A 21,692-nucleotide genomic window follows, 5' to 3' on the forward strand; every position below is an offset into this window, starting at 1 on the left:
CATCAGACAGTAAACCAAACCAGTCGTTAATAATTGGAGGATAAAATGGAGCGAAATAAGAAATATGCATTTGAGTCAATCCCAATTTCCGAACGAGACATGAACTATTGGGATATGTTTGCCACGTGGTTCGGAGCGAACGCTAACAACGGAACCTGGTTCATTGGTGGCGTGATTGCCGCCGCTGGTTTCTTTGGCGGAATTAGTTCCGCCGTCATTGCTTCGGCAATTGCTTTCGCGTTTTTGAGCATGGTGGGCTACATGGGATACCAAACGGGAGCATCGACCACGATTTTGTCCAGAGCTCCCTTTGGAATTCGGGGAAGTGTCGTGCCATCAGTCATTAACCTGACGCTCTTTATGGGGTGGACGGCCGTTAATACGTTTATCGCCGCCACGTCACTTGCGTATCTGTTTCACAGTATGTTTGGCTGGGCGTTGTTTGGTCAACCTGGCGGTTACTTTGGGATTATTGTTGGAATTATCATCATGAGCATTCTGCACTTACTTAGTATTATTGCTGGTCCCAAGTCCGTTCAAATTATCGAACGAATTGGAGTGATTTTGGTAATTATTTTTGTGATTATCGAAGTCATCGTGGTCTTTCGTGACGTTTCGTTTTCACAGATTGCCAAGTATCAAGTTCCAATGAAAGCCCGGATGCCATTTGGGGTCGCCCTCGATACGATTGCTGCGGCTGCCCTTGGCTGGGTAGTTGGTGGAGCTGACTTTACCCGGTTCACTTCCAGTAAACGCATTGCCACCCAGGCTCCATACGTCGGTGCCATTCTTGGGATGGTCAGTTTCGTCATCATCGGTCTGTGCACGACGCTGAGTGTTGCTTTGACGTCCGGGGTCTTTAATCCTAATAACTCCGATCCTAGTACGGTTGCTAATAAATTGGGACTGGGTGTCATCGCGATGGTTGTCATTGTTTTGACCAGTATGACTGCTAACGCCGTCAACATTCAGTCTGGTGGCTCCGCTCTAAATAACCTGATTCCTAAGATTAGTTTGAATAAATCGCTGTTCATCGTTACCATCTTGTCCATGATTTTGACGCTGGTTCCTTTGATTAACGGTAGTTTCCTTGATGCCTTTACCGCATTTCTAAACTATACTGGGATGTTCCTTGGTCCAATCATTGCCATCTTGGTGGTTGATTACTTTGGGTTGTCAGATGGGAAATACGATTTGAAAGCTTTAGAAACTCCCGCAGGGAAATATTGGTACAAAAATGGAATTAACTGGTTTGCGATGTTATGTATTGCCATCGGGGTGGTATTGTACATTGCGTTAAACATGTTGCCAATTATTAAGGCGACGGTTGGTGCCACCTTCATTTCCATGATTGTGATTGCCATTATCTACTATGTCGGTAGTAAGTTAATGAGAAAAGCGTAATTAAATAACAAACTAAAAAAGCATCAAATCATTATGTAATGATTTGATGCTTTTTTAGTTTTTATCAATGAATTGTTCATTTACGAAGCGATGATATTCTGGAACTCGATTCATTAATTCTTCGTGGTTTCCAAAGCCTAATATTTTGTGACGGTCTAGAAAGTATATTTTATCGGCATTTATAATGGTTGAAAGTCTGTGTGCAATGGCAATAATTGTTTTGCCGGTCATCATCTTATCAATTTCATGTGTTACTAATTGTTCAGAATCAGAGTCCAGACTAGAAGTTGCTTCATCAAGAATTAGGAATTTAGGATGTTTTAAATATGCTCTAGCAATTTGTAATCGTTGTCTTTGTCCTCCAGATAATTTAAGTCCTTGTTCACCAATGATTGTTTTTATTCCATCTGGTAATGATGATACACAATTTTCTAAATCAGCAATTTTAATTGCTGTTGATATTTCTGATTTGCTTGGGATATTTACTAAACCAAGAACTAAGTTATCATAAAATGTTCCAGAAAAAATAGTGTTATCTTGAGTTACTACTCCAAAAAGCGAACGCCATTGCGAAATAGAAAAATTAGAAGCGTCATTGTCATCAAACAAGAGTTTTCCATATTGGATTGGATAAAGTCTTGTTAATAAATTGATAATAGTGGTTTTCCCAGCGCCTGAGGGACCAACGATTGCAATTTTATCACCAGGAGTAAAATCCATTGAAACATTACTTAGTACTAGGTGATTTTCATAAGAAAAAGATACATTTTTTAATTTAATAACTGAATTTTTTGAAGTGTTTTTAATAACAGGATTTTTATAGTTATTTTCTGGACTTAACTGTAAGATTCTAGTAATTTGTTTTGTTGCTCCCTTTGCTTGCTTGTAGCTTGCATAGAAATCAGCTATGACATTAATTGGTCCAATTACTTGGAATAGATACATTAGAAAAGCGACTAGGGTTCCAATGGAAAGAGTTCCAGCTGATACCCGAACACCACCGTACCAAATGATTATAATAATCAATAAAAGTCCAAACATGGTTTGAATTGGACCTGTTATAGCAAAAATTGCATTCATTTTTAGTGATAAATGATAAAGTGCATTTACGTCTTTTTTGAATTTATTTTGGATACTATGTTCTGCGTTATTTAATTTAACCGCTCGAATGTTTCTAAGACTTTCAGAACTGGTTTCATTCATTTGAGCTAGTTTCTCTTGAGATTTAATTGAAACCTTCTCATCAATTATTCCAATTGGGATGGTAACCATCGCGTCTAGTGGAAATGCAATTAAGATAAGTAAAGATAGTTTCCAATCAAGTGAAAATAAAATTGCAAATGTTCCCACCACAGTAATTATTCCACTAATTGAAGAGGGAATTATTTCAGTAGTAAAGTTTTGAATTATTGAGGCATCATTAATAACTCTACTAGAAAGTTTTCCACTTAATTGGTTATCAAAATAGGTAGTTGGTAAATAAAGAAGATGATCTTGAATACGAGTGCGAATATTTGCAATTTGTTTGGCTCCTGAACGACTAAGCAAATATCCACTAATTGCTGTAAAAATGGCACTAAAAATTAGCAAGGCCAAAATTCCAATAATTGTCCACGTATTATTTTTTTGACTGAGTAACGATTTAATGTTGATAGCCTTACCAATTAATAGGGGAATAAATAAAGAAACTATTGTTCCAATCAGACTTAAACCGAGTCCAACGAAGAAGCCGGCATCTAGTTTAATGAAATTAATTTTTGTCTTTTTCATTATTTTCCTACTTTTAATTTATTTAAGAATTAATCATAATAAATGATTTTATACGATGACATTAATTTAATTTTGATTAGGAAAGAAACAGTTGATTTAAGACAGATTTAGGCACTGGCATCCATTTCCAAGCGTTATTATCTTTAATGCCTTGTAAGACAGTCATTAGACCAGCATTTCCAGTAAACAAATCATTTGAAAAACGATATCCATATGTTCCGGGTGACATAATATTATTATTAGAATCTACAAGCAGATAGTTTTCTAATGACTGGACTAATTTATCGATGTCGGATAATTTGTTTTTATTATCAATTCCTATAAGGATAATTCCACTGATCCCTCTGGTTAGTCCAGATGAGTATGTGCAGTAAGTTTGGAGATTTTTAGTGAATTGTTCTTGAAGGTTTAAATATTTTTCGTTTTGAAATTCATGTAAGCGTCTAATAAATTGGCTCAATACTAATCCGACACCAACTCCTCCTTCTCCTAGATATGGAAGTATTCTGGGAAAACCAATTGAATTATCCAAAATCTCTGCAGATTGTGAGTCGGAAATTTCAATGTTTTTATCTAGTTCAAAATTCAACATATCTTTGGCATTTTTCAGAGTTTCTTTGTTTTTTGTTACATCAAATAGTAGTAATAAAAATAAACTCGCGCCTGACCATCCATTCATTAATCCATAAGGAATGGTATCTTCATCATCTGGTTGAGTTCCCGAACCATTTATAAATAATGTATTTAAGCGGATCGCGATTAATTTACTCATTTCTAAAAATTTATTATTATTATTTTTTTTAAAGAAGGCTAGTAAACTTAAACCAATTCCGCTTAATCCAGAGTAAAGAGTGTAATCTGTTTCTTTTAAAATTCTATTTTTTTGATCAAGTATAAATTCAAGAAATTGGTTTGAATGTTCCTGTAAGTTTAAATCATCTAAAATAGACGCGATTCCTGAAATACCATTAAATAGTCCAAGACTGGTGTCTTCATTGAAGTGGCTAATAAGATTTTTGCTGCTATTATTAGCCCAATTGATTTCTTTTGTTAACTTTGTATTACTCCGATTTAATGCCATTAGTATTCCAAAACCACCATTAGCGATGTTAACTTTTCCAAGCTTGTCAATAAATTGTCTAATGTCACCACCTGAAAAACTATCATTTTGATTTGATGAATATTCAATTATTCCGGTTTTTAACCCATTGATGAGTTTGTCTACTGCTTTTATATTGATTTCAAATTTTGGGACGTCGAAAATGTTCTTTAATTTTGGAATGAAATTTTTACAATCCTTTTCTGTATTTTGTAATATATCAAGTGCTTTTTCTCCAAAATAATCTGTTATCCATTTATTTTGATTTTCTTCAATTTTTAAAGACAAATCAGAAACGAACTCAATCGGTAGTAACAAAAATCTTGAGATCCTCATGTAAGCAAACCAATCAGCACTTTTAAAGTCACTAATTTTAGAATTAACGTATCCCATAGTTTGTAGTTCTGGATGATATTCATTTGAGAGGAGGGTAGCAGTCTCAAAATCGATTAGTTTAATGTTATTGTTAGGAGTAACCATAATATTATTTGGATTTAAGTCACCAATAGCAAAACCAGCCTGATGAACTTCTGTGATTGCCACTTTTAATTGTTTGATTAATTGATCTATAAGTTTTAAATATTCATTTCGATTCTTTTCGTATGAGAAAGGAAAGTTTTCTGGAATGAAATCGGATAATGAATTTCCAGGAACAAATTCTTCAATCAAGTAATTATTTTCCCATATCTCAAAATAATCATAGACCTTAACTGTTCTGTTAATCCCATTTAATTTTTTTAGGGTATTGTATTCATTCTTTACACGGAAAAAACCATCATTCCCTTGTGCATCAATTCCAGACTGTTTTCGTCCCTCCTTCATTACATAATTTTTACCATCTTTTGTGACTTGATAGACGCCGCCACCATTACTAAAGTGAATTGCGGAAATAACCTCATAGCGTTTGAATTTAGTTAAATCAATTTTGGAATATTCAATCGTTTGTATTTTATCCATTTTTTTAATTTCTTTTGGTTCAGAAATAAATGAGGGAACGTTATAGTATGGAACCCTTAAGTCTGGCACTAACTCTCCATTTGGATTTTTGATTCCCATGATCGTTTTTCCATCATGTACCATTGGCATTCCAATAAATCCCCCATACCTAAAGAAGATGTTGGAATTGTACCACTGTTTATCGTTTAAAATATATGCACCCTTGGGGATGTCATTGGTTAGGTCAGTTAGGGGACTTAATAGTTGAATAAATTGATCTTCATCTTTGGGGTAAATTGTTATGAATTTTCCACATGCAGATCGATCACCATATTTTGAATTTTTCATAATTAATTCTTTTTTGGTAGGAACAAATTTAAAAGAAATGTTATTTTCTATCAAATACGGTGTGATTTGGTCCAATGTTTTTTGCGCGTAATCAATGGGAGATGTTACATGAATTTTCCACCCTTGGTTTGGCAGTTGTCTATTTTTATTGATAAAATAATTCCAATTTTTATCGATATGATGATTCCATTTATCCTTGTCGTGAATAGTAACTTTATAAATTAAACTGTTTGTTTCGGCTGTGGTGGGTTGATAAAATAATGATCCTTTTTTTAAATAATCTAAATATCTTAAATCCATAACTACATCCTTTAAGTTTAAAATAAAAAGAGAGTCCTATTAGGGCTCTCTTATCTCTTGCATATAAGAATACTAACGTCACTGTTAATTGTGCATCCAACGCTCAGATGAGAACCCTTACGTCCTTTTCGGCGCTTTTTTCTTAATGCTACATTATCAAGTTGTTGTAATTGCAGAATAGGTTTCATGAAATGCTCCTATAGTATTATTTGCACATAATACTAATATTGCTGTTGTTGCCACATCCCATAACACTAATATGAGAATCTTTTTTCCCGCCAACAAGCTTCTTGGCATTTTTACCCACAGTCTTTTGGAGGTCTAGCAAAGTTTTCATAATAAATACACCTATTGTTAAATTACTGACAGAAGACACTTACATTGCTTCGAACATCACATTGAACACTGATATTACTTCGTACTCCGTGATGGTGATGACGACGCTTCTTCTTTAACTCCACGTTTGGTTGTGCTTGTAAATTAAGCAAGTACTTCATATTAAATCTTCCTTTCTTGTGAGAGGTTTAATTACCATAATTAATATAAATTAAACGATATAGAAAGTCAACAATTTTTTAAAAGTTATAAAAATTGTTTTTTATAGTTGTGTAATTACACTGAAAATTCATTTGAGTATTCGATATTTGACTTATGTAGATTTAATTAAAATATTGTTTAAAGCTTTATCAAGATTATTATTTGTATTAAAAAAGCATCAAATCATTACATAATGATTTGATGCTTTTCCATTTAATTAAACGTCTAACTTAGTTTCGCTATCTTTTTTGGTACTTGCTTTGGTTGTTTTCTTAGTAGTGGCCTTATTGTCAGTTGACTTGGATTTTGCATCCTTGTCACTGTCATCGTCCTTTGATTCTTCATCATTGGCAATGCCATAGGCTTCTCTGACCTTGTTCTTGATTTCTTCGACCATCTCAGGTTTGTCACGCAGATTGGCCACGGTCTTATTTAGGCCTTGTCCCAGTCGTTCCTCACCGTATGAGTACCATGATCCAGATTTGTCGACGATGTCTTTGTCAACGGCTAGGTTGACCATGTCAGCAATCGGTTCGATACCCTTTCCAAAACTCATCAAAGTGTCAACGGTCTTGAATGGGGGAGCCACCTTGTTCTTTACGACTTTAATCTTGGTTTCTCGACCAACGACGTCTTGACCTTCCTTTGATTGCTTACCAGAACTAACACGGAGTCGCACACTTGAGTAGAACTTAAGGGCCCGACCACCAGGAGTTGTTTCTGGGTTACCGAACATCACACCAACTTTTTCTCTTAGTTGGTTAATGAAGATAACGACGGTATTGGTCTTGTTGATACTGGAAGCTAGTTTTCTAAGTGCCTGTGACATTAGACGAGCTTGTAAACCAACGTGAGAATCACCAATGTCACCCTCAATTTCAGACTTCGGAACTAGGGCAGCTACTGAGTCGACAACGATTAAGTCGATAGCACCGGATTGTACCAGTGCATCGGCAATTTGCAGTCCTTCTTCACCGGTTCCTGGTTGCGATAACAAAAGGTTGTCAATGTTAACTCCCAGGCTGTGAGCGTATTCCGGATCCATCGCGTTTTCGGCATCGATGTATGCGGCCGTTCCGCCAGCTTGTTGGAGGGCAGCAACGGTCTGAAGGGCAATCGTGGTTTTACCAGATGATTCGGCACCGAAGATCTCAACGACTCGGCCACGAGGGAAACCCCCAATGCCAAGGGCGATATCTAAGGATAAAATGCCGGTTGAAATGGAATCAACGTTTTGGTTAGGGGATTCGCCCATCCGCATGATAGCGCCAGTTCCAAATTCTTTTTTGATTTTGCTGAGTGCTTTATCGAGCTCGATTTGACGCCCGTCGACACTGTTTTTAGAATTTGCCATAAAATTCCTTTCTTTTTACATATTACGTAATTGCGAACATACGTTTGGTTATTTAATATAATCAATTGTACACTAATAATTACGTAATTTCCAATTAAATTAAATCAATTAATTAGATTCGTTTATTAACGTAATAGGGCGAAGTTTGATCGTTATTTTTAGCATCTGATTGAGCGTTATCCGAAAGGAAAATATCGAATGATTTTTTGTCTTTTCCATGAACTACTACGACGTTTTTGGCCTCCACTTGTTTGTCACGGTAAAGTTGAGCAGAACGAACTGCATCATTATAGTCGTGAAAGTTTCCAAGTGAGTCGCCGGGATTGAAAAATACTGTTTCTGGCATAGTAATTACCACCTTTCTTCTACTATATTGTACCAGATTACGACCTTAATTATCTATTCGCAGGCTGACATGTGAGTTGCTTAATGGTTGACGTAAGAACATTAATTAAATAAATTATTAAATCAAATTGATAAGTTACATTCCAACTTTTGGGTACGTTATAATATAGATATAAGCATATGTGAAACTGCTAACATAGAGACAAATGCTTACTACGTATTTAAATCTAGGAGGTTTAATATGACTAAGAAAAAAGCAATTATGATTGGTGCCGGCATTTCCAACATGGCCGCCGCCGTTTACTTGATTCAAGAAGGTCACTGGGACGGAAAGAACATTACTTTCTATTCATTAGACGACCATGGCGCAAATGATGGTGCCAAAACGGACGTGACCGGTAATGAATACTGGAATCGCAATCACGAAACGTCTGACCAGACTGGCTTTGTCGCTCGTGGGGGAAGAATGTTGAATTACCGGACCTACGTTGATTTGATGGATCTCTTAAGTCGGGTTCCGTCAGCCACCGAAGAGGGAATGACGGCTGCAGAGGACACTCGTGACTTTGATTCTAAGCATCGGACCTACGATAAAGCGCGTTTGATGGAAGGCGAAAAGGGCATTATTAATTCCGCTAAAATGGGATTTAACAACAAGGATCGGCTCCTATTGACGAAGTTAATCATGATGCCAGACGACAAAGAAACCGAACTTGATAACGTCTCCATTGCTGATTACTTCAAGGACGATCCCCACATGTTTCAAACTAACTTCTGGTACATGTGGGAGACAACCTTTGCCTTTCGTACCCAGAGTTCAGCTCAAGAACTCAGGCGTTACATGCACCAAATGATTTACGAATTTACCCAAATTAACACGCTCGTGGGGGTTAACCGAACTCGATACAATCAGTACGAAAGTTTGATGCTACCATTAATTAATTACTTGAAGAAACAAGGCGTAACGTTTGTCTTGAATCGTCGGGTTAATGATTGGGACTTCAAAGAAACCCCAATGAACGAAGAAATTACCGTTAAGGGCCTAGAAATGGAGAACGTTGACACTGGTAAAGATGAACACATTGATGTCGATGATGATACTGCGGTCTTCTTCACCAATGGTTCCATCACCGATTCGGCTACGCTTGGAGACTTCAACACCCCGTCCGGTGAGAACACTGATTATGGGGCTGCCTCAAGTTTGTGGAAGAAAGCCACCAATCACTTCTACAACTTAGGTAATCCGGACAAGTTCTTCGCCGACCGGAATGCCAGTGGCTGGAGTAGTTTTACCGTAACCACTAAGGATCATACTTTCTTAAACGAAATCACCCGTATTACTACGCAACTGCCTGGGAATGCTTTGAACTCCTTCCTATCAACGAGTCCAATTACTCCGTTAGGTCAAAAAGACGTGAGAATGTCGATTGTGGTTCATCATCAACCTCATTTCACCGACCAAAAGCCAAACGAAACCGTTCTTTGGGGTTACTTCTTGTATCCATACCGTCGCGGTGAATTCGTTGACAAGCAGTACATCAAGATGACTGGAAAAGAAATGGTTCAGGAGTTGATCGGACAGCTTTCAAAGGTCGACCCGGGTCCCGTAAATATCCGTGATAAAGAAAAGGAAATCATGGATTCAATTGTCAACTCCGTTCCGGTGTACATGCCATACGCTTCGGCATTGTTTAACAACCGTGCTAAAATTGACCGTCCCAAGGTCATCCCTGACCATTCAACGAATCTAGCATTCACCGGTGAGTTTGTTGAACAACCTTACCAAATGGTCTTCACCGAACAAAGTGCCGTTCGTTCTGGTGAAATGGCCGCTTACCACTTTGCTGGTGTTCCAATGTCAAAACTCGTGGACAACCCACGATTTGATAAGAATCCGAAGATTCTGGCCAAGGCCGCTAAAAAATTATTTGAATAGATGATCGTAAATGAAAAGCTCAACTTCGAAATGAAGTTGAGCTTTTTTGATGTTTCAATCAACATAGTCTTTAATTTCAGTAAAACACACGTCACGTAGTGAATCCGGGATGGCAAATAAATCCATGAATTCCTCTAGGTTAAGCTGGTCAATTTCCTTGTTGTCAGCGTAGAAGGGAACTAGAAGCCTAACGGCATTCACGTTGGCCTTCTGTTCGTACTTGGGATTCATCAGAGTGGTAAAACTAAGAATGGCATCATCCTGATCGCACTGCAGGACGTGGCTAATTTCGTGCGCAATGATAAATGGAAGTTGTTTTCGTAGCTGCCAGTTGGCATTAATCACAATTGAATGGGAACGAACGTCCGCAAAGGATTGAGTATTTTGATGGAGTTTGTCCGTGTATACAACGGCAATGTCATTATCTAACGCATAGTTAAAAAGACTATTGATGATTTCGTGCATTTCGAAGTTTCCTTAAGATTTCCACGACTGTTTCACGGTCTTCTTCTGGGATGGGTTTGCCCCCAAACATCATGATCGTTGAGAGGTCATCTAAGTCAGCCGAGTTACCAGTTGAGTTTCCTAAGAGATAGTCAACGGAGACGTTGAAGTAGTTGGCAACTTTTTTGAGTTTTTGCGAATTAGCGGTTTGGTCCCACTTTTGCATGGTTCCGTTGGAGAACCCAAGTTGATGCTCTAATTCGCGAATGGAAATATTTTTATTTTTAGCAAGCTCTTTAACCCGTTGATAGATCGACATTTTTGACTCCTTTTAATTATTTACATAGAAAATTAATCTATGAAATTGTTGACATGTAGAAATAATGGATATATGATTGTTCTTGTAAACAGATGAGAAATCAAGCAACAACCTCGAAGAGATGTCGGTTTAGATTATTTCAGCTGATTTTCTTTACCATCATTGTAGAACTTTTGTCTATAAGATTCAATGATTATTCTACATGATTGCAAATTGATTTTGATGTGTTTACGTGCGAGTTAGCGCTAGCTCTTAAATTTTATAAAGAAAATTTTAGGAGGAAATAATTATGGATGAACAAGTTTTAAGCGTTCAAAAGTGGTTGAACCAAGAATACGGTAATGTTTCAGGATTTGATAAGGTCAAGGAAAATGGAAAGACGGGTTGGCCAACTATTTATGCTTTAAGAATGGGACTTCAGCATGAACTAGGGATTAGTCCACTTGGTAGTGGTTTTGGTGATAAAACCAAGAAAGCACTAAGTGGAATGGTCGATCAGTTGAAGGTCGGTTACAAGGGCAAGATTGCGAAGTTAATTCAGGGTGCTTTTTGGTGTAAGGGAATTAGCCCGAATGCGTTTGATGAGAAATATACCAAAGATACACAGAATGCAGTAAATAAATTACGTAATGATGCTGGATTAGATAAAGGTGGGGTTACTGTTCCATTAATGGCTGGTCTATTTGATATGGCTGCCTTTGAATTACTTGATGGTGGTAAAAAGAAATATCGTCAAATGCAACAATATTTAAACCATAACTATTTAGATTATTTTGGTGATGATCTTGGCTTGGTTCCAACTGATGGTTTGTATCAACGAAATACAAACACAGCTTTGATTTATGCCCTGCAAGCTGTTGAAGGAATGACACCTGGACAAGCAAACGGAGTTTATGGACCTGGAACCATTAATAAAACGCCAACTTTAACTGAAGGGGACAAAGGTGCAGGCGTTAAGCTACTTCAATATGGATTAATGGTTAATGATTTTCTGAGTGGATCTGTTGATGGAGTATTTAATAATTCGGTTGCTGAAGATGTGGTTAATTTTAGGAAGTTTATGAATTTACCACCATTTACAGGGAAAGCTGATTTAACCGTTATCAAGGGGTTGCTTACCAGTAATGGGAATACTAATCGAGATTCAAATGCTTGTGATACTTCATTTCAATTAAGTGATAAAGACGTTAAAAACATCAAAAATTATGGCTTTGAAATTGTTGGTCGCTATTTAACTGGATCAGTTGGCACTGGCTCAAAACGTCGTAACAAAAATCTGACTGATGATGAACTGAAAAGAATTACTGATGGTGGCCTAAAGGTGTTTCCAATCTATCAAGATAATGATGGCAGTCAGGAATACTTTAAATACGGCCAGGGTTGTGCTGATGCAGGAATTGCAAATGCAACAGCACAACGGCTTGGATTCCCAAAGGATACTATTATTTACTTTGCTGTTGATACTGATATTCAAGCTGGTGACATTGATAGTACGGTTATTCCATATATGGAGGGAGTCAAAAAAGCATTAGGCGGCTCAAGTTATCAAGCAGGAATTTACGGAACCAGAAATGTTTGTGCTCAAGCCCTTGGTAAAGGACTTGCAAAAACGGCGTTTGTATCTGATATGTCAACTGGATATAGTGGAAATTTGGGTTATCAGATGCCTAAAAATTGGGCAATTGACCAATTTGTTGAATACAGTTTAGGTGACATTGCGATTGACCAAGATGCGTCGTCTGGTAGAGATGATGGTACTAATAAGATTAAGCCAACGGGAATTGGAGAAATGTCTGCTAAAGAAGCTTTAAAGAATATTGTTGATAATACACAGGTAGAAATTGATGTTCCTTATGTGCTATACAATGATAATAAATCATTAAAAATTACTTTAGTAGGTGAAGCTGATATTAAGCCAGTCCATGGATCTGGGATGTTTACCATTAGTAATGGGAAATTACCACTAAAATTTATGTTTGATTGGGTCATGCAAAGTTGTAATAACAATGTTAATGCTGGCGTATACATCGTTAGTTTATTTAATAAGTGGGAATTTGTTCAAAAAATTGAAGATGGTCAAGTTTCAATTGAGATTGTAGAAACTAAAGACGGTTGGAGTATATCAGTAGAATTTAATATTTTTAAGTTAAAAATTAATAATAAAAGTTTTGATACAGAGCTTTCTATTTCAATAGATATTGATTCTCATCCACATGATTATCCTGACTTTAAGAGTTATGAAAAAGCTTATGATGAGGTTACCGATAAATTAGGAGAAAAGACTGATACGCTTGCGTTGACACCGGCATATGTAAGATATGCAATTGAGGGTGAAAGTGTTGGTATTGCTGTAATAGTTGCATTTTTAGCGGCACTAGTAGGATGATATATGTCATTATTTGCGTAATTTATGTTGTATTAAAATGATTAAATAAATGGACCTGTAATTTGTAATTACAGGTCCATTTATTGATTTATATCTCAATTACTTATTTCATCTTTTTAATTCCCTCAGTAAGTTCTTTTGAATATTTCTTTTTCCGATATTTTAAGGTGCTTTTAGAAAGATAATATAATAAAAATCCAGAGCAAATTAAAAACGTTGGCAGCATTGGAGATTCATATGCCTCCCATAAATTGTTTGAAAGTAATAGTATTTCAATTGATCCAATGAAAACAAAAATTCCAAAACACAGAAATAAAATAATGACCCATAAACAATAATAATGTTTTAACCTTGAAGGTCGCATATGCTTAATCTTATATTTTTCTATCATTAATCTTATTGTAGTTCCTAGTGCGGTAATAAATAGCGAGAATGTAATTCCATCGATTGTCCCCATGATCCAAAGGATGAATTTGTTTGCATGCATATTAAGGAGAATGGATCCCAAAGTGAAGGTAATGATTACCAATATAATGGATGGTAGCAATAAGCGTGACATAATGTGGTATTTATGTAAGTATTCTTGGTAGTCTTTGATGTAGTCCGGTTTTTCTGACATTTATCTTCCTCCTCACAATTAGGATATTACCTTATTAGTAAAATACAAAATGATAGATTATTCCTAATGCAACATTAATAAATGAAATTATGCAAGTAAATATAATTAATATATAGATATAGTTAATATGTTTAAAAAATGATTGTTTCAGTTGCTTAATTAATTTTGGTTGTTGGTTCCCATTATTGTAAATGTTCCAGCGTTTGATTGTCATGTACAAAACAATACTAGTCAGAATAATTACGTATGACATTAGCATAATTAGTCCACTAGGGTTCCCGATTAAATAATTCCAGCGATCTGTTAATGTTTTGTTCCACATATAATTATCAGTTAAAGTATGTCCAATGATATTGTTAGAGGCAAAATATAGAAAAAGAATCAAAATGTATATTAGGGGAGAAATATTGTTAAATATTTCTCCCCTTTTTCTTAAATAATGTCTGGAACGCTCATAGGCAACAATTTCATAGATAATTACTATAAGCATACAAAAAAAGAATAATTTAGCCAGCAGATAATAACCTAATTGAAAATATGATTGCAAAATAATTCCTCCAGTAAAAGTACGTTATCAATGCCCTTATGTTCCATCTTTTTTAATCCCCTCAGTAAATTCTTTTAAATACTTCTTTTTTCGATACTTTAAGATGTCTTTTTCCATCGAATAAATAAATATACTTCCAAAAACTGAAAATGTGGTCATGTTAGAAACAAGATATATATAACTTAAATTATGTAAAATTGGCATCAGTACAATTAAAATAATAAAAAGTAATATACCAAAGACAAATAAAATTATTAAGATCCATAAATTAAGGTAGTATTTCCTTCTCATTAAATTTGCACTCTTAGTTTTTTTTATTTTTAAATTTAACCATGCTCCTAATGAGGCTATAAATAATGCCAGTACAATTCCAGTCAGTAATCCCATTATTAAAATAATAACCTTATTTACATCTAGCTTGATGAGAGTAAATCCTATGGCTAAAAAAATTACTGATATTATGATAGAAGGGACCAATAAGCGAGAAGCAGTATGATACTTATGTAAAAATTCTTTTCGATCTTTAATGTAATTGGCCTTTTCTGGCATTTTATTTCACCTCAAATGTTATTTTTCTTAAAGTAAATGATAGATAGTGACTAACACGATGTTTACACTTGCAGCGACGCAAGAACAAATTACCAACCAATACGCAATGTTAATGTGTTTAAAAAACTTTGATTTTAATGTTCGATATGCTATAGATTTAACAGTTAAACTTGCATCATCATTTAACTTTTTTCTAGTAGTTAAAAAGATGAGGATAATGAAGTAAGCAGCTAACACAGTTAAAATGAAAAAGACTAGATTATTGTGGAGTAAAAATTGACGTCGCTTCTCTGCATTATTGGTTATGTAATGTTTATCAAAGAAGGCGTGGCTAAAGTAACTGGTTATGCAACAATAGAAAAATATCATAATCATATATTTAATGTTATGCAATTTGTATTTAGAATTATGGGTTTTTTATTAAATAAATTTTAGAACGAATAGATGCAACAAGAATATAAAGAAAGCCCAATAAAGCTAAAATGTAAGTTATCCATTTAAATGTTGTATATAAGTCATGAAATATCATTTATGTACTCCTAGTAAACTATTTAATATGCAAAAAGGTCAGCATTTTGATGCATACTCTTTTATTACGGTTAAGTCAGTGAATAGGAATAACTATTAAGATGTATTTTTTGCTTAAACTTTTTAATTACGATGCTTTCTTACTTCAATACGCTTTTGCATAAATAATAATATAGTAGGGTAAATGAAGTGAATACTCCTGCTAAACTTGTAAAATAATCAATTACAAACTGATTGTTACTAAACACTACTATAATAATTGATGTTATTAATAGAAAAAATGCTAAAAGCATTAAAATAATAGTGAATAGCTTAATCATGTCTGACTTTCTTTGTAATTGTTTGGCTCCCTTTTTCTTTGTCTTTTTGTGAAGCATTAAAATTAAGCCAGTTTTAGAGACAATAATTGTAAAAGAAACACCAAAAATGAATGAGACAATATAATTAATTAGTTTGTTATTCGTAGAAGATAAAATCAAAATTCCAATTATAAAGATTAGAATTGCTATAATTAATGAAAGTAATAAGTGCCTAGATATTTTTGAAGCTTTACTTATAATTTCCTTTTGATTTTTATCATAGTCTAATTTATTTCCCACCTATAATTCACCTCTATTTCATTTTACACGTTTTTCGTCATTTCAAAAATTCCAAAACAAAAGGCCCAGCCTATGAATATCATGGGTTGAGCCTCTTTTTATGCCAGAATAATTAGGATGATAATTAAAACCGAATATTTTTATTGATTAATCATTATCTTGGTCATTATTGGTATTGGGTTCTGTAGTTGTGTCATCGTCAGAGTTGGTATCAGTATCTGAGTTATTGTCATTATCAGAATCTGAATTATTATCATTAGAATCAGTATTTGAATCTGAATTATCGTCGTTTGAATTAGTGTCAGTATCTGAGGAGTCATTGTCAGAGCTATTATCGCTAGAATTAGAGGCACTAAATGTACTATTTAAATGGTCATTCGTACTTCCCATTATAGTTATACTACCATTTTGATTTATAATAAGTTGGATTGTTTCAGGCTTACTCATAGTTGATGATGCCGTGGTATCACCATCACCAGAATTACTACCACCTTTAATGGTATAAGTATTTCCATTCTTTTTATATGATTTAACTAGAATACTACTATCTTTAGTTCCTAGTCCAACAGTTTCACTAGTAATTGTTAAGGTATCTGAATTTTTCTCATCTTCTCCGTCGGGACCTTTATAATCTCCCTGTAATGATTGAGGCAAAGTTGTTCCAGTTTCCTCAGCATCTGAACTGTTATTTTTAGTTGAAGCTTGATCAGTTGCTTGCTTATTTTTGTTGTCAGTTTCTTTTTTGTGCTTAGTTGGCTTACGTTTCTTAGATATACTTGTAGTATTTTTCTTATTATTACTATTGTTATTATTTCCATTTATTTTAAATGCAAATATTATTCCTAAGGCAAATGCTAGGAGGACTACTAGAACGACTATAATTATATTTTTCTTGTTTTTCAAACCAGTTTACATCCCTTAACTTTTTATTAAATTTTGACACATAAATAATTATATTCTTTAGATAACAGAATTAATAGGGCGAATGTGAAATCTGGTACACATTATAAATGATTAGTTATTAATTATAGTAGAAAAAATAAACAAAATTACAAAACAAAAGGCCCAACCCATGAATATCATAGGTTGAGCCTCTTTTTATGCCAGAATAATTAGGATGATAATGAAACAAATTGCCAACACCGATAATGCCAAAAAACGTTTTGACGTTAATTTGTGGGTCTTGTGATAGGTCCATCCCATGCAGCCCAAAATTACGATCAATCCGAACGTTGCCATTATGATTAATTTGATTAATACCGCTGTGTCGCCCAATTTGGCCACTTCCTAGTTATTATTTTAATTCGATTTGGTAAGCGAAACGTTTTGTTCCATGACTCTTTTTACCGTTTGCGTAAATGATACCACGTTTAGTGAAACCATTTGAGAGAATGACGTGCTGCATTCCTTTGTTGTCGGGATGAGTGTCGATTCTGACGTCTTTAAAACCACGAAAAGCGGAGATTGTGAATAAGCCACTGATGAATTTGGATGCTAGTCCCTGACCGCGATAGTCGTTTGAGACGGCGATACGGTGAATGGCAGAGTAGTGACCTTGGTCACCATTTTCCCACTCGCCACCTTCAAGGTGTAAGTAATCGGGGTCGATTCCTAAATGCAGGGTGGCGGTTCCAGCAACTTTTCCGTCAACATCTAGGACGTATGAGATGCCAAATTTAACGTCTCTGGCTAAATCCTCTTCACTCGGGTAATCACTTTGCCATTGGTCGATGCCTTGTTCGCCCAAAAACTTCTTGGCGTTTTTGATGATAGTGTAGATATCGTTTAAGTCAGCTTCAGTAGCTTTTCTTACGTAAATAGTAGACATAATAACACTTCCTTACTTTTATTATCAGACGATAAATAATTATAGTGAAGCTCATGTGGTTTTTCAACCACCAAATTAATTATGGAGCCGGCTTTTTTTCTGGTAAAATGCATTGAACAGTAATTTAGGAAAGTTGGAGAAAACTTGGAAAAGAAATTAAGTGTAAGGCAGATTATTTACGTTGGAATTATGTTGTTTGGGATCTTCTTCGGCGCTGGCAATTTGATTTTTCCCGTTAATATGGGACAGATGGCTGGTGGCAACGTTTGGTGGGCAACCCTCGGATTTGTTTTAACTGGAGTGGGTCTCCCCATCCTAGGCATCATTGCGTTAGGGGTTACTGATAGTTCTGGAGCCTTTGAAATTTCTTCAAACGTTGGCAAGTCGTTTGCGTACGTCTTTACGATTTTAATTTCTTTTATAATGGGACCACTTTTGGCCATTCCGCGTTTAGCAGCCACTTCATTTCAGATTGGAATTGCACCATTTCTTAGTTCTGGTCGTCAGCAGTTAGGCTTAATCGGCTTTATTTTAATTTTCTTCGTTGCCGTTTTTTTACTCTCGTATAATCAAGGGCGCTTACTGGAATACATCGGAAAATTTTTGACCCCGTTGTTTTTGATTTTACTAGCGGTCATCATCGTCATGTCGATTATTAAGCCAATGGGTTCACCACGTTTCTATCATCCAATGGGTGAATACGGTCATTCCCCACTTCTTTCAGGTTTCGTTGAGGGATACAACACGCTAGACGGGGCCGGATCGATTGCTTTTGGGATTGTGATTGTGGAAACCGTGCGTGGATTAGGGGTTAAAAGTCCCAAGCAGTTAGCCGTTAGCATCGGAAAGGCCGGCTTGATTGGTGGATTGATGATGGCAGTTGTCTACGTTCTATTAAGTTACATGGGCGCTAGCAGTCTGGGCGATTTTCGGCCGTCGGCGAATGGTGGCATTGCCCTTGTTCAGATTGCGACGCATTACTTTGGCGGGTATGGAAACATTTTGTTGGCGCTAATTGTGATTGTGGCCTGTCTTAAGACAGCGATTGCGATGAGTAGTGCCTTTGCGGATACAATGTCTGACGTCTTCCCGAAGCTTAAGTACCTTCCCGTTCTGATTTTTGCGGTGGTGATGTCAGCGTTTTTGGCAACGCTTGGTCTGACTGAAATGATTAAGTTTATCATGCCAGTCTTGATGATTGTTTATCCGTTTTCCATCTGTCTGATTTTGATTTCGTTAATTAAACCATTACTTAAAAACTCTAAGATTGTTTACCAAATGACGATCTGGTTCATCGCCATTCCAGCTTTTCTAAGTGGAATTACCACCATTTCAGAGTTGAAACACGTGCCAGAATTAGCTTGGTTATTTAAAATTAATGACCTTTTGCCGCTGGCGCAGTACGGAATGGGATGGGTTTTGTTCGCATTGATTGGATTTGCGATTGGATTGGTTCTTTCGGTGAAAAAGACCAGAAAACAATTGAAGCAAGGATAAATAAAGACCCCGGTAGTTAAAAATGAATCTAACTACTGAGATCTTTTTTTGTTTCTTCATTATAATGTGTGAACGGTCATTGCCATTCCCATTCCACCACCGATACAGAGGGTGGCCAGTCCCTTAGTCTGACCAGTCCGTTTGAGGTTGTTGATTAAGGTGATGAGGATTCTCGAACCGGAATCGCCAAGGGGGTGACCCATTGAGACGGCACCACCGGTAATGTTAAGCTTGTTATCGGGAAGATTGAGGTCACGCGCTACCGCTAAACTTTGAGAGGCAAAGGCTTCGTTTAGTTCAAACAAATCAAAGTCACTGATTTGTTGACCCGTCTTATCCAGTAGTTTATTAACGGCGTAGTAGGGGGCATATCCCATGATTTTAGGGTCACATCCGGCTTCGGCGTAGTCATCCAGCACCGCCAGCGGAGTTAGACCAAGCTCGTTGGCCTTACTTTGCTTCATTAATAGGATTGCAGAGGCTCCATCATTTAGGCTAGCGGCGTTTCCGGCCGTCACCGTTCCGTTTTCTTTAAAGGATGGCTTTAACTTTTTTAATTGTTCCATTGAGGTGTCAAAACGAACGCCCTCATCCTTATCAACCACGGTGCTTCCGTGGCGATTCTGAACTTCAATTGGGATCATTTCTTCATTAAAGTAACCATTTTGTTGAGCTTTGCTGGCTTTTCGATGGGACTGAAGGGCAAAAGCATCCTGATCCCTTCTTGAAATGTTGAACTGGTCGGCAACGTTTTCGGCGGTCATTCCCATCGGTTTTCCACTCCAAGCGTCGTTTAGTCCGTCTTTTTCAATGCTGTCTTCTAAAGTGATTGGGCCAAATTTGTGGCCCTTTCTTTCGTTCACATTTAGGTATGGAGCGTTCGACATGCTTTCGGTTCCCCCGACAAGGACGATGTCAGCATCGTCCATTTGGATGGCGGATTGCCCCAGTCGGACCGCTTTCATACCGGAACCACAAACTTGGTTAATGGTGGAGGCGGTGGCTGTGTCAGAAATGCCAGCGTTTAACTCGATTTGTCTGGCGACGTTTTGTCCACCACCCGCTTGAATTACATTTCCAAAGATGACTTGGTCGATTTGTTTCGGATCAATTTCTGCGTCTTTGATGGTTGCCTTGGCGGCAATAGTTCCAAGATCAACCGAAGTCAGGCTAGCGAGGGTGCCGTTGATTTTACCAATCGGAGTCCTCTTTGCGCTTACAATTACGATATTGTCATTCATAGATTCGATGCTCCTTTGACATGATTCGTTGATAATTATACATGTTTTTACTTAACTTTTTTTAAAGTGCAAAAGTTAATGTTAATTTCGAGTTTCTACTATAATAAAGTGAATAATAAAAATACTTTAGGAGATGAAGTCATGGATAAGGATGAAGAAGTACAACAAGTAGGGGAAATGATCGATCGTTGGTTAGATGATATTGATGATGAACCTGATGTCTTAGAGAAGACGCAGGATGAGATTGACGAGATTGATACCATCATTGATAGTTTTGCTGAAATTGCGATTGTTGGGTTGGGAGTTCAGCCTAAGAACTGGAACGTCGATTTGGTTACTAACGTAATGTTTAATCGTTTTACCTTGATGCTAGATAGTGATGAAAAAACGGACTCGCTGTTTCAACTAATTCCCTTTGCCTTAATCCATTTATTTTCTTATTTAAACGATCAGGGAATTATTAGTAATGGTCCTAGTTTGAATAAATGGGTAGAAAATAATAGTAAAGCATTACGTTCAATGTACGATTCTAATTTTGATGCCTTTTATAAGAAATTGGTTAGTGCGATGGAAGATGCTGACGTTGATTTAGAGGATAAGAGTGCAGTGGATGCTTTTACGACGCGTTATCTAAGACAACACCCGCAAGATGGAATTGACTTATATTCAAAGAAAAAGTAGGCCAATTTTCTTGATAAAAAATGAAAATTAAAAAAGTTTGACCTTTTTTGACCAAAAGTGTTGACAAATGATTTGAGCGCATGTATAGTAGTAAATGCTCAGTGAGGGAGACAAAGTGATTTGATAATAATCGATTAGTCACTGATTATGAACTGAATTAATTATTTTAATCATTTCTCTTGCATCTTCATTATGAGCGTTGTATAATAGTCTTTGTTGTCTGGGTTCTCCGGATACAATGCTTGAACAAATAAATTTAAAATAATTGAGTTTATCTGTTGACATTTAAAACGCAACGTAGTATAGTTAAACATGTTGCGTTAAGGAAGAATCAAACAGCAACAATCAAGAGTAGATCTTTGAAAACTGAACAAGATTTTGATTACAAGTGTAAGGTAATTTTAAGTTGTAGAACTTAAAATTAA

21 protein-coding genes are annotated in these 21,692 nt (G+C 36.1%); 5 read left to right on the forward strand and 16 right to left on the reverse strand.

Annotated elements, in window-relative coordinates; genetic code table 11:
* Nucleotides 1-45 precede the first annotated feature (45 nt).
* Complete coding sequence (locus AC6UDF_RS06590) at nucleotides 46-1,404, forward strand: cytosine permease (protein WP_500694263.1); 1,359 nt, start codon at nucleotides 46-48, stop codon at nucleotides 1,402-1,404.
* 54 nt (nucleotides 1,405-1,458) lie between these two features.
* On the opposite strand, the gene AC6UDF_RS06595 is transcribed toward AC6UDF_RS06590, so the two are convergent.
* From AC6UDF_RS06595 to AC6UDF_RS06625, 7 genes are all read right to left on the reverse strand, one after another.
* Nucleotides 1,459-3,174: an ABC transporter ATP-binding protein gene (locus AC6UDF_RS06595; protein WP_500694264.1), complete on the reverse strand. Its 1,716-nt coding sequence runs from the start codon at nucleotides 3,172-3,174 to the stop codon at nucleotides 1,459-1,461.
* A 76-nt stretch (nucleotides 3,175-3,250) separates the two neighbouring features.
* Nucleotides 3,251-5,857 (reverse strand): class III lanthionine synthetase LanKC, encoded by a 2,607-nt coding sequence (gene lanKC, locus AC6UDF_RS06600; RefSeq protein WP_500694265.1) that lies wholly within the window; start codon nucleotides 5,855-5,857, stop codon nucleotides 3,251-3,253.
* Between the two features lie 50 nt (nucleotides 5,858-5,907).
* Nucleotides 5,908-6,045, reverse strand: a complete 138-nt coding sequence (locus AC6UDF_RS06605) for a class III lanthipeptide (RefSeq protein WP_500694266.1) — start codon at nucleotides 6,043-6,045, stop codon at nucleotides 5,908-5,910.
* 17 nt (nucleotides 6,046-6,062) lie between these two features.
* Nucleotides 6,063-6,194 carry a class III lanthipeptide gene (locus tag AC6UDF_RS06610; protein ID WP_500694267.1) on the reverse strand — a complete coding sequence of 44 codons (132 nt, stop codon included), beginning with the start codon at nucleotides 6,192-6,194 and terminating at the stop codon, nucleotides 6,063-6,065.
* A 22-nt stretch (nucleotides 6,195-6,216) separates the two neighbouring features.
* Nucleotides 6,217-6,354, reverse strand: a complete 138-nt coding sequence (locus AC6UDF_RS06615) for a hypothetical protein (protein WP_500694268.1) — start codon at nucleotides 6,352-6,354, stop codon at nucleotides 6,217-6,219.
* Between the two features lie 257 nt (nucleotides 6,355-6,611).
* A complete protein-coding gene (recA, locus tag AC6UDF_RS06620) occupies nucleotides 6,612-7,748 on the reverse strand; it encodes a recombinase RecA (protein ID WP_500694269.1) in 1,137 nt (378 codons plus the stop codon).
* 112 nt (nucleotides 7,749-7,860) lie between these two features.
* Entirely contained in the window at nucleotides 7,861-8,094 is a 234-nt protein-coding gene (locus AC6UDF_RS06625; RefSeq protein WP_500694270.1) for a hypothetical protein, read from the reverse strand.
* 195 nt (nucleotides 8,095-8,289) lie between these two features.
* On the opposite strand from AC6UDF_RS06625, the gene AC6UDF_RS06630 reads away from it, so the two are divergent.
* The gene (locus AC6UDF_RS06630; protein ID WP_500694286.1) at nucleotides 8,290-10,029 is read left to right on the forward strand and encodes an oleate hydratase; all 1,740 of its coding nucleotides are present in this window, start codon (nucleotides 8,290-8,292) and stop codon (nucleotides 10,027-10,029) included.
* Nucleotides 10,030-10,083: 54 nt separating this feature from the next.
* Here the strand turns inward: AC6UDF_RS06630 and AC6UDF_RS06635 are convergent, their stop codons facing one another.
* Nucleotides 10,084-10,494, reverse strand: a complete 411-nt coding sequence (locus tag AC6UDF_RS06635; RefSeq protein ID WP_500694271.1) for an ImmA/IrrE family metallo-endopeptidase — start codon at nucleotides 10,492-10,494, stop codon at nucleotides 10,084-10,086.
* Nucleotides 10,475-10,792: a helix-turn-helix domain-containing protein gene (locus tag AC6UDF_RS06640; protein ID WP_500694272.1), complete on the reverse strand. Its 318-nt coding sequence runs from the start codon at nucleotides 10,790-10,792 to the stop codon at nucleotides 10,475-10,477. Before AC6UDF_RS06640 ends, AC6UDF_RS06635 begins: the two co-directional genes overlap by 20 nt.
* A gap of 289 nt (nucleotides 10,793-11,081) precedes the next feature.
* On the opposite strand from AC6UDF_RS06640, the gene AC6UDF_RS06645 reads away from it, so the two are divergent.
* Entirely contained in the window at nucleotides 11,082-13,178 is a 2,097-nt protein-coding gene (locus AC6UDF_RS06645) for a glycoside hydrolase domain-containing protein (RefSeq protein ID WP_500724135.1), read from the forward strand.
* A 103-nt stretch (nucleotides 13,179-13,281) separates the two neighbouring features.
* Here AC6UDF_RS06645 and AC6UDF_RS06650 read toward each other — a convergent pair whose 3' ends face one another.
* From AC6UDF_RS06650 to AC6UDF_RS06675, 6 genes are all read right to left on the reverse strand, one after another.
* The gene (locus AC6UDF_RS06650; protein WP_500694274.1) at nucleotides 13,282-13,797 is read right to left on the reverse strand and encodes a hypothetical protein; all 516 of its coding nucleotides are present in this window, start codon (nucleotides 13,795-13,797) and stop codon (nucleotides 13,282-13,284) included.
* 583 nt (nucleotides 13,798-14,380) lie between these two features.
* The gene (locus tag AC6UDF_RS06655; RefSeq protein ID WP_500724137.1) at nucleotides 14,381-14,893 is read right to left on the reverse strand and encodes a hypothetical protein; all 513 of its coding nucleotides are present in this window, start codon (nucleotides 14,891-14,893) and stop codon (nucleotides 14,381-14,383) included.
* Between the two features lie 668 nt (nucleotides 14,894-15,561).
* Nucleotides 15,562-16,020 (reverse strand): hypothetical protein, encoded by a 459-nt coding sequence (locus AC6UDF_RS06660; RefSeq protein ID WP_500710241.1) that lies wholly within the window; start codon nucleotides 16,018-16,020, stop codon nucleotides 15,562-15,564.
* Nucleotides 16,021-16,167: 147 nt separating this feature from the next.
* Nucleotides 16,168-16,923, reverse strand: a complete 756-nt coding sequence (locus AC6UDF_RS06665) for a hypothetical protein (protein WP_500724139.1) — start codon at nucleotides 16,921-16,923, stop codon at nucleotides 16,168-16,170.
* 195 nt (nucleotides 16,924-17,118) lie between these two features.
* On the reverse strand, nucleotides 17,119-17,259 hold the full coding sequence (locus AC6UDF_RS06670; RefSeq protein ID WP_500695882.1) for a hypothetical protein: 141 nt from the start codon (nucleotides 17,257-17,259) through the stop codon (nucleotides 17,119-17,121).
* 55 nt (nucleotides 17,260-17,314) lie between these two features.
* Nucleotides 17,315-17,848, reverse strand: a complete 534-nt coding sequence (locus AC6UDF_RS06675; RefSeq protein ID WP_500694276.1) for a GNAT family N-acetyltransferase — start codon at nucleotides 17,846-17,848, stop codon at nucleotides 17,315-17,317.
* A gap of 144 nt (nucleotides 17,849-17,992) precedes the next feature.
* On the opposite strand from AC6UDF_RS06675, the gene brnQ reads away from it, so the two are divergent.
* Nucleotides 17,993-19,345, forward strand: a complete 1,353-nt coding sequence (gene brnQ / locus AC6UDF_RS06680; protein WP_500694277.1) for a branched-chain amino acid transport system II carrier protein — start codon at nucleotides 17,993-17,995, stop codon at nucleotides 19,343-19,345.
* 59 nt (nucleotides 19,346-19,404) lie between these two features.
* Here brnQ and AC6UDF_RS06685 read toward each other — a convergent pair whose 3' ends face one another.
* Nucleotides 19,405-20,586: a thiolase family protein gene (locus AC6UDF_RS06685; RefSeq protein WP_500694278.1), complete on the reverse strand. Its 1,182-nt coding sequence runs from the start codon at nucleotides 20,584-20,586 to the stop codon at nucleotides 19,405-19,407.
* Between the two features lie 141 nt (nucleotides 20,587-20,727).
* Between AC6UDF_RS06685 and AC6UDF_RS06690 the strand changes: the two genes are divergently transcribed.
* Entirely contained in the window at nucleotides 20,728-21,267 is a 540-nt protein-coding gene (locus AC6UDF_RS06690) for a hypothetical protein (protein WP_500694279.1), read from the forward strand.
* Nucleotides 21,268-21,692: the final 425 nt, after the last annotated feature.

This window comes from Fructilactobacillus sp. X2R6C1 (assembly GCF_059901295.1).

Bases quoted from the DNA above. Each gene is read 5' to 3' on its own strand.
- AC6UDF_RS06590 (WP_500694263.1), top strand. From the start codon at position 46: ATGGAGCGAAATAAGAAATATGCATTTGAGTCAATCCCAATTTCCGAA.
- AC6UDF_RS06595 (WP_500694264.1), bottom strand. From the start codon at position 3,174: ATGAAAAAGACAAAAATTAATTTCATTAAACTAGATGCCGGCTTCTTC.
- lanKC (WP_500694265.1), bottom strand. From the start codon at position 5,857: ATGGATTTAAGATATTTAGATTATTTAAAAAAAGGATCATTATTTTAT.
- AC6UDF_RS06605 (WP_500694266.1), bottom strand. From the start codon at position 6,045: ATGAAACCTATTCTGCAATTACAACAACTTGATAATGTAGCATTAAGA.
- AC6UDF_RS06610 (WP_500694267.1), bottom strand. From the start codon at position 6,194: ATGAAAACTTTGCTAGACCTCCAAAAGACTGTGGGTAAAAATGCCAAG.
- AC6UDF_RS06615 (WP_500694268.1), bottom strand. From the start codon at position 6,354: ATGAAGTACTTGCTTAATTTACAAGCACAACCAAACGTGGAGTTAAAG.
- recA (WP_500694269.1), bottom strand. From the start codon at position 7,748: ATGGCAAATTCTAAAAACAGTGTCGACGGGCGTCAAATCGAGCTCGAT.
- AC6UDF_RS06625 (WP_500694270.1), bottom strand. From the start codon at position 8,094: ATGCCAGAAACAGTATTTTTCAATCCCGGCGACTCACTTGGAAACTTT.
- AC6UDF_RS06635 (WP_500694271.1), bottom strand. From the start codon at position 10,494: ATGCACGAAATCATCAATAGTCTTTTTAACTATGCGTTAGATAATGAC.
- AC6UDF_RS06640 (WP_500694272.1), bottom strand. From the start codon at position 10,792: ATGTCGATCTATCAACGGGTTAAAGAGCTTGCTAAAAATAAAAATATT.
- AC6UDF_RS06645 (WP_500724135.1), top strand. From the start codon at position 11,082: ATGGATGAACAAGTTTTAAGCGTTCAAAAGTGGTTGAACCAAGAATAC.
- AC6UDF_RS06650 (WP_500694274.1), bottom strand. From the start codon at position 13,797: ATGTCAGAAAAACCGGACTACATCAAAGACTACCAAGAATACTTACAT.
- AC6UDF_RS06655 (WP_500724137.1), bottom strand. From the start codon at position 14,893: ATGCCAGAAAAGGCCAATTACATTAAAGATCGAAAAGAATTTTTACAT.
- AC6UDF_RS06670 (WP_500695882.1), bottom strand. From the start codon at position 17,259: ATGGCAACGTTCGGATTGATCGTAATTTTGGGCTGCATGGGATGGACC.
- AC6UDF_RS06675 (WP_500694276.1), bottom strand. From the start codon at position 17,848: ATGTCTACTATTTACGTAAGAAAAGCTACTGAAGCTGACTTAAACGAT.
- AC6UDF_RS06685 (WP_500694278.1), bottom strand. From the start codon at position 20,586: ATGAATGACAATATCGTAATTGTAAGCGCAAAGAGGACTCCGATTGGT.
- AC6UDF_RS06690 (WP_500694279.1), top strand. From the start codon at position 20,728: ATGGATAAGGATGAAGAAGTACAACAAGTAGGGGAAATGATCGATCGT.